The organism is Mesorhizobium sp. M7A.F.Ca.CA.001.08.2.1 (assembly GCF_003998455.1).
Classification (GTDB): domain Bacteria; phylum Pseudomonadota; class Alphaproteobacteria; order Rhizobiales; family Rhizobiaceae; genus Mesorhizobium; species Mesorhizobium ciceri.
The window spans coordinates 1-7,399 of sequence record NZ_RZPW01000277.1; the positions used below are offsets into that span (position 1 = coordinate 1).

Consider the following 7,399-nt stretch of genomic DNA (forward strand, 5'->3'; position numbering starts at 1 on the left):
GTCGCTGTCCTCGTCCTGGGGAAACGGCCACGCCACGACGTTTCGAGGCCTGCTGAAAGGTCTGCACGAACTCGGCCACCGCGTGACCTTTCTGGAGCGCGAGGTGCCGTGGTACGCAAACCACCGCGATCTGCGCGATCCGGATTTCTGCGCCTTGCGCTACTACGAAACCACTGCGGAGTTGCAACGCGACTACGCCCGGTGCCTGGAGCAGGCCGACATCGTCGTCATCGGCTCGTTTGTGCCGGAAGGGCGCGTGGTCATCGACATCGTCGCTTCGCTTTGCAAAGGGCGCTTCTGCTTTTACGACATCGACACGCCGGTGACCGTGGCGCAGCTTTCAGCCGACGATTGCGATTATCTGAGCTGGCGGCAGATTCCTTACTTCGACGTCTACTTCTCGTTCACCGGCGGGCCGATGCTTGGCCGTCTGGTGGAGGACTTCGGTGCGCGCCGCGCCGAACCGCTCTACTGCTCGGTCGACCCGGAACGGCACCACCGGACCGGCGATCCGATCCGCTGGGATCTCGGCTATCTCGGCACCTACAGTGCCGACCGGCAGGCAACGCTGAACGCGCTGCTGCTCGAGCCCGCACGGCATATGCGGGACCGGCGTTTCGTCGTGGCCGGTTCGCAATACCCATCCGACATCATCTGGCCGGACAATGTCGAACGTATCGAACATCTGCCGCCCGCCGATCATGCCGCGTTCTACAACCGTCAGCGCTACACGCTGAACGTCACACGCAGTTCAATGATCGCCGCGGGATGGTCGCCCAGTGTGCGCCTGTTCGAAGCGGCTGCTTGCGGCACGCCCATCATCAGCGATCGCTGGCCAGGGCTCGACAGCTTCTTTCCCGCTTCCGCGATCCACACCGCCGGGGAAACGGACGATGTCGTCGAGATCCTTTTCGGCGAGTCCGAGCGCACACGCCTCGCCATGGCCCGCCGGGCCCGCGAACGCGTCCTCGCATCCCACACCGGTGCGGCCAGGGCCCGCGAATTCGTGGCGGCGTTGACACAGCCAAGGGCGGCGGCCCTCGATTTCGACATCGGAAGCGCAGCATGACCAGCAGACAGGAGAAAACGGCGATGCGACAAACACGAAACGCGCGAAGGGCAAAGGCAGTGCTTGTTGCCGGCGGTGCGGGATTCCTCGGTTCGCATCTTTGCGAAGCATTGCTCCGCAACGGCTGGCGCGTGATCTGCGCCGACAATTTTCTGACTGGGCGCATGGAGAACATCATCTCGATCATGGACCATCCGGGTTTCCGGTTGATCGAGCAGGATATCTGCCGGCCATTGGATCTCGGCGAGCCCGTGGAGCGTATCTTCAACCTGGCATGCGCTGCCTCGCCGCCGCGTTACCAGGCCGACCCTATCCACACCACGCGAACCTGCGTGATTGGAACGCTCAACCTGCTCGAACTCGCTGTCCGATATGACGCGCGGCTGCTACAGGCCTCGACGAGCGAAGTGTATGGCGATCCGGAACAGCATCCCCAGAGGGAGGATTATGTCGGCCACGTGAACTGCACCGGTCCGCGCGCCTGCTACGACGAGGGCAAACGCACCGCCGAAACGCTTTGCTTCGACTATCTGAGAGCCGGCAAAGCCGACGTGCGCGTCGCGCGCATCTTCAACACCTACGGTCCGAGAATGGATCCGGCGGACGGCCGCATCGTCTCGAACCTGATCATGCAGGCGCTCGAGAAACGTCCCCTGACGATCTTCGGCGACGGCTTGCAGACGCGATCCTTCTGCTATGTCTCCGATCAGATCGATGGATTGAGGCGCCTGATGGATATCGATCCCAATCCAGGCAAGCCGGTCAATCTGGGCAATCCCGGAGAATTCACCATCGTGCGACTGGCTGCGTTGGTGAAGGCGATGACGGGTACCAAATCGGATCTGAGATTTCTACCGCTGCCGCAAGACGATCCTCGGCGCAGGCAGCCCGATATTTCGCGTGCAAAAGCGCTGCTCGGCTGGACGCCGAAGGTGCCCCTCAACGAAGGGCTCAAGCTGACGATCGATTATTTCGCAGCTCTCGAAGGCAGCCGCATCGGCGATCAGATGACGGGCTTTGCCAAAAGAGCGAGGCCCGCACCCGGAGGGCTGCAGAACCTTCCGGCGTGATGCGAGATGGTACCGAACCTTTCCCGAGATCGTGCGGAACATCCGCCCAGGCTTGTGGTTTGGCAGGAGGACCCGATACGGAGGATCACCCTCATGCAACCCAAGCGCCCCTCGAGGGATATCGACCAGATGGCCGAACGCGAGACCGCTGCCTATCTGCGGCGCGCCTCGATTACCTATCTCGAGTGCTGCGTCAGCCTGATGATGACGCATCTGCAGCGCGAGGAAGTGGCCACTATTCTCGAGCAGGAAGCAGACATGCTGCGAAGGCTGGACTGATCGGAACGATCATATCCGGCATTCGTCCAGGAACCGTATCAGCGGCATCCTATATCGGTCTGCCATCTCGGCCAGTCTTGTTTTTTCCCCGCCGTTTTCGGATTGCGCAGCCGTGCTCCAGAGCCCGAGTTGGAATGCCAAATAGCATGGTTCGAAAAAGCCGATGTGGTCACGGTCGATGGCAAGTTCCATTCCCTCGACCAAGGTCCTCACATCGCTGTCGGACAGTCCATACTCGACGCGGGCGCCGGCAATGTCCCACTCAATCGGTTGGCAGCCGATCAAATCATGTGCCCGGCAGTGGTCAACAGCATCTGTCTTGAGCACCGTGCCATCTGCACGAACGAGAAACTCCCACGGTTGAAGCTTTCCGTCGATTTCAACGCGCTGCAGCACATGCGCGGAGGTCGGTTTCGAGAGCCAACCGCGCAACGTCGCTGCGCGTTTCTCGCCCAAGGCTTCCGAGGCATTGGAAACAGCCATCTCCGCGAGCGCAAGCAATGATGCACCCGGTTCGCAAGTTCGAAGATTGAGCGCACGCCAGGTCAGGTAGTTTGTGAGCTCCGCGATCAGTTTTTCCCTGGGCAGCGGCGCCTGATCCATCGTGCTGCCATCAATCCACCGTTCAACCAGAAAGCCATGGCAAAGCGCGACAACTTGCGATCCGAACCCGGCTTCGTGCAACATCGCCGCGGCTCGTTTCTTGCGCAGTCCGGTTTCGCCGAGGCCGGCGAATTTGACGAGCCAGCGGTCACGCCCTGCGGACGCCAGGAATTTACGCCGCTCGGTACCGCGTGGGCTCGGCGGCCAGCGTCCTTCGTCGGCATAGTGGGCGGCCCGCCACTCGCCACCAGATAGTTCGGTCAGGTTTAATTCCGGCCTGCCGACCGCCTCGGCCACCCAATCGCGCAGCGTGGGAATTTTCGAGCTTTCGGAGAAGGTGGATTCAAACGCCGTCGCCACATGTTTCGGACAGCGCGACCACGTTTCCCGAGCCTCCGGCGACGCTTCGCTGCCCGGGCCGCCTGAATGGCTGGGAAACAGGTGAATGCGGTCCGTATCGACATCCAGTTCACGCAGCCAAACGACAACGGCATGCATCGAACTGCCGGACAGGCCGGGACCCTCGTCGACAACGGCGAAACGCGCCGATGGATTGTTCTTCCAGGCGGTGATCGACCGCGGATCGGCGTTGATGTGCCTGTGGAAGGGATGGCCGATCGGACGAACGCTGAATGGCGCCGGCGCGCCAATCGAGGCCGCCACCATAGCTGCGAGCCCAAGGCCAATGCTGCGGACACCGATAACGCATGTGTTCGCATCGAGCCCCGACTTCTGCGCCGCGTCCAAATAGCTTTCGGGATAAAGCGCATAATGCGCATAACCCTCGGCGGAGCCGGTCAGAACCTCGGCCTGACAGTCGAGCCCGGCCAGCAGCTTGAGAAGTCCCGGATCGATGCCACCGCCAACGTTGAAACCGCTTCGCCACGACTTCGCTACCTCTGCCGCAAGTCCGACCAGCAGCCTGGCGCCTTGCTGTTGCCGTGGCGAAAAAATGTCGATGCCGCCGGTTCCGAAATCGACGTCGGCAAGCGCCTGAACCAGCTCCGACACGCTGATGAACAGTCCGACCAATGCAGCATGGCGTCGGATGCCATGAGACATCCGATCAAGTCTTATGGCCATTTCGCCTGCTGCTTCGCGAAGCTGTTGTGCGTCCTGCGTCCGCTTGTGGTCGCCGTAGACGATCATCGATCGGTTTCCAATGCTTGCCGTGCGGGAACGCATCGGATGCGGCTTCGATCCATGCTGTCTCGCGCAATTTTTCGATGGGCGGAGGAACATTCCGGCAAGCTGATGGTTCGGCGCCAGGAACTTACCTTTGAACAACATAGGGTGGCGGTTTCGTGGGATCGAAAAAGGTTCGTGTTGGTATCGTTGGGGTCGGCAATTGCGCATCCTCCCTGGTGCAGGGCCTCTCGTTCTATCGTCACGCTAAAAGCAACGAACCAATCCCTGGGCTGATGCATGCCGACCTCGGCGGTTACCATGTCGACGACATCGAGATTGTCTGCGCATTCGATGTCGCCAAGAGCAAGGTTGGCCTCGACGTCGCGGAAGCGATCTACGCCGCCCCCAACAACACGTTCCGCTTTGCCGACGCCATGACAACCGGCGTTCGCGTCGAGCGCGGACCGACGCTGGACGGGATCGGCAAATATTTGCGCGACGAGATTGAAGAAGCTCCCGAGCCGGTTGCCAATGTCACCGAGATCCTGCGTGACAGCAGCGCTGACGTGCTGGTTTCCTACCTGCCGGTGGGTTCCGAGGAGGCGACCTGCTTCTATGCCGAATGCGCACTCGAGGCCGGCTGCGCCTTCGTCAATTGCATACCGGTCTTTATCGCCTCACGTCCGGAATGGCGACGGCGCTTTGAGCAGCGCGGGCTGCCGCTGGTCGGCGACGACATCAAGAGCCAGGTCGGCGCGACCATCGTGCATCGGTTGCTAGCCAATCTCTTCCGTGAACGCGGCGTACGCATCGACCGCACCTATCAACTGAATTTCGGCGGCAACACCGATTTTCTCAACATGCTGGAACGCGAGCGGCTGGAATCGAAGAAAATCTCCAAGACACAGTCCGTGGCCAGCCAGTTCGATGTTCCCCTGGAGCCGGGCAACATCCATGTCGGCCCGAGCGACCATGTGCCTTGGCTCACCGATCGCAAGTGGGCCTATATAAGGGTCGAAGGCACGACCTTCGGCGGCGTGCCGCTCAATGCCGAGCTCAAGCTGGAGGTCTGGGATTCGCCCAACTCGGCCGGCGTGGTGATCGATGCGGTACGCTGCGCCAAGCTGGCGCTCGATCGCGGCATAGCCGGCGCGCTGACCGGTCCCTGCAGTTATTTCATGAAGTCGCCTCCCGAACAGTTCACCGACGCCGAAGCGCGGCAGCGCACGCTCGCTTTTATCGCAGGCAAGGACGAGCCTTTGCTCGATGCCGCAGAATGACGACGACCTTCTTTCTGATCCGCCATGCGGCACACGAAAATGTCGGCTCCTATCTGGCAGGCCGTATGGACGGCGTTTGCCTCGGCGATGCCGGTAAGGCGCAGGCAACGCAGCTTGGCTGCCGCATGGCCCGGGAGCCCATCGTCGCGATCTTGTGCAGCCCGCGCGAGCGTACCCGAGAGACGGCGCTGCCAGTTGCGCTCGCCTGCGGTGTCGGAGAAATCGCGATCTGCGCCGAACTTGACGAGATCGACTTCGGCGACTGGTCGGGAAAGACTTTCGATGAACTGAATGGCGACGCCAGCTGGCGAGCCTGGAATGATCAGCGGCAAGTGGCAAGGACACCGAGTGGCGAGACCATGCACGATGTCCAGCAGCGCGTCGTCGCGGTGATGAATGCTGTCCACGAGAAGCATCAGAATCAGTGTGTCGCCCTCGTCAGCCACGCCGATGTGATCAAGGCCGCCGTCTGCAAGGTCCTTGGCTTGCCGGCCGGCGACTGCTTTCGCTTCGACATCGATCCCGCTTCGATCACGACGATCGTGTCGGGGGACTGGGGGGCGAAGCTGATCCGATTGAACGAAGTTGCCTGACGAGGATTTGCCGGATGCAGATGGTCATTTTCGGTCTTACCGTCACGTCTTCATGGGGCAACGGCCATGCCACCTTATGGAGGGGACTGATCCGAGCCCTCGCCCGGCGCGGCTGGTCAGTTACCTTCTTCGAACGCGACACGCCCTACTATGCCGGAGCGCGCGATCTTGATCGCCTGAACGGCGGCAACGTCGTGCTCTACCCGGACTGGGAGGACATCCGCCGGGTCGCGGAGCAAACAGTCAAACAATCGGATGTCGTTATCGTCACCTCTTATTGTCCCGACGCCGTGGACGCCTCGCGGCTGGCGCAGCAGGCAGGCCGCGGACTGCGTGTGTTCTACGATCTGGACACTCCGGTCACGCTTGCCCGCATCGAACAAGGTGAGCGTCCACCCTATTTCGGCCCTGAGGGTCTTGCCGATTTCGACCTCGTCCTGAGTTACACCGGCGGCTCGGCGGTCGACGCGCTGAAGACGGTTCTGGGTGCGCGCCATGTGGTGCCGCTCTATGGGCACGTCGATCCCGACCAACACCGGCCGGCAGAGAAGCGGGCCGAATTCGCCGGTGATCTGTCCTATCTCGGGACCTACGCGGCGGATCGCCAGGCCGGCGTCGAAAAGCTGCTGGTCCGCACCGCCGCGCGTCTACCGGATCAGCGCTTCATCATCGGCGGCGCACAGTATCCGCAGGAATTCCCGTGGGGCGACAACATCTTCTTCGTCAGGCATCTGCCACCGGCCGATCATCCGGCGTTTTTCTCATCCTCCCGACTGACGCTGAATGTCACCCGCGAGGCGATGGTGCAAAAAGGCTGGTGTCCTTCGGGCCGGTTGTTCGAAGCGGCGGCATGCGGGGTGCCGATCATAACCGACACCTGGCCTGGCCTGAGCAGCTTCTTCGAACCCGGCAGCGAGATCCTGCTGGCCCACGACACCGATGACGTGGTCGCGGCGCTCGCCTTGCCGGCAGATGAACTCGATGCCATCAGAACCCGTGCGCGCGAACGGGTTCTGGACGAACACACTTCTGCCCGGCGCGCGGCGGAGCTGGACCACATTCTAAACGACGCCTTTCAAAGATCTCCCCGCGAACCGATGATGGAAGCAGTCTGATGTTGGGCATCGTGCCCGCTGCCGGGCGCGGCAGCCGCATTCAACCGCTCGGCTTCTCGAAAGAGCTGCTGCCGGTAGGCAGTCGGATCGATGGACAGACGGAGCGTCCCTGCGCGGTGAGCGAGTACCTGGTGCGGCGGATGGTGCGCGCCGGCGTCGACAAGATCTGTTTCATCATCGGATCGGGCAAATCCGACATTCTCGAATATTACGCCGCCGGCTATGGTGACGCTGCCGCTCTGTTCGTGGTGCAGCCCAACCC

At 61.8% G+C, this 7,399-nt stretch carries 7 protein-coding genes and 1 pseudogene; 7 read left to right on the top strand and 1 reads right to left on the bottom strand.

Annotated elements, in window-relative coordinates; genetic code table 11:
- From EN914_RS17605 to EN914_RS17615, 3 genes are all read left to right on the top strand, one after another.
- The coding region (locus EN914_RS17605; RefSeq protein WP_127389179.1) for a glycosyltransferase at nucleotides 1-1,069 on the top strand (1,069 nt) is incomplete at its 5' end.
- A gap of 23 nt (nucleotides 1,070-1,092) precedes the next feature.
- The gene (locus tag EN914_RS17610; protein WP_024502361.1) at nucleotides 1,093-2,139 is read left to right on the top strand and encodes a UDP-glucuronic acid decarboxylase family protein; all 1,047 of its coding nucleotides are present in this window, start codon (nucleotides 1,093-1,095) and stop codon (nucleotides 2,137-2,139) included.
- A 93-nt stretch (nucleotides 2,140-2,232) separates the two neighbouring features.
- A complete protein-coding gene (locus EN914_RS17615) occupies nucleotides 2,233-2,418 on the top strand; it encodes a hypothetical protein (protein WP_013533200.1) in 186 nt (61 codons plus the stop codon).
- 9 nt (nucleotides 2,419-2,427) lie between these two features.
- Here the strand turns inward: EN914_RS17615 and EN914_RS17620 are convergent, their stop codons facing one another.
- Complete coding sequence (locus tag EN914_RS17620; RefSeq protein ID WP_024502360.1) at nucleotides 2,428-4,170, bottom strand: hypothetical protein; 1,743 nt, start codon at nucleotides 4,168-4,170, stop codon at nucleotides 2,428-2,430.
- A gap of 155 nt (nucleotides 4,171-4,325) precedes the next feature.
- Here EN914_RS17620 and EN914_RS17625 point away from each other — a divergent pair, with 155 nt between their 5' ends.
- From EN914_RS17625 to EN914_RS17640, 4 genes and pseudogenes are all read left to right on the top strand, one after another.
- Complete coding sequence (locus tag EN914_RS17625; RefSeq protein WP_013533202.1) at nucleotides 4,326-5,429, top strand: inositol-3-phosphate synthase; 1,104 nt, start codon at nucleotides 4,326-4,328, stop codon at nucleotides 5,427-5,429.
- The gene (locus tag EN914_RS17630) at nucleotides 5,426-6,022 is read left to right on the top strand and encodes a histidine phosphatase family protein (protein WP_024502359.1); all 597 of its coding nucleotides are present in this window, start codon (nucleotides 5,426-5,428) and stop codon (nucleotides 6,020-6,022) included. Before EN914_RS17625 ends, EN914_RS17630 begins: the two co-directional genes overlap by 4 nt.
- A gap of 14 nt (nucleotides 6,023-6,036) precedes the next feature.
- Nucleotides 6,037-7,137: a glycosyltransferase gene (locus EN914_RS17635; RefSeq protein WP_024502358.1), complete on the top strand. Its 1,101-nt coding sequence runs from the start codon at nucleotides 6,037-6,039 to the stop codon at nucleotides 7,135-7,137.
- A pseudogene (locus EN914_RS17640) lies at nucleotides 7,137-7,399 on the top strand (nucleotidyltransferase family protein); the annotation flags it as partial. The gene EN914_RS17635 and the pseudogene EN914_RS17640, both read left to right, overlap by 1 nt.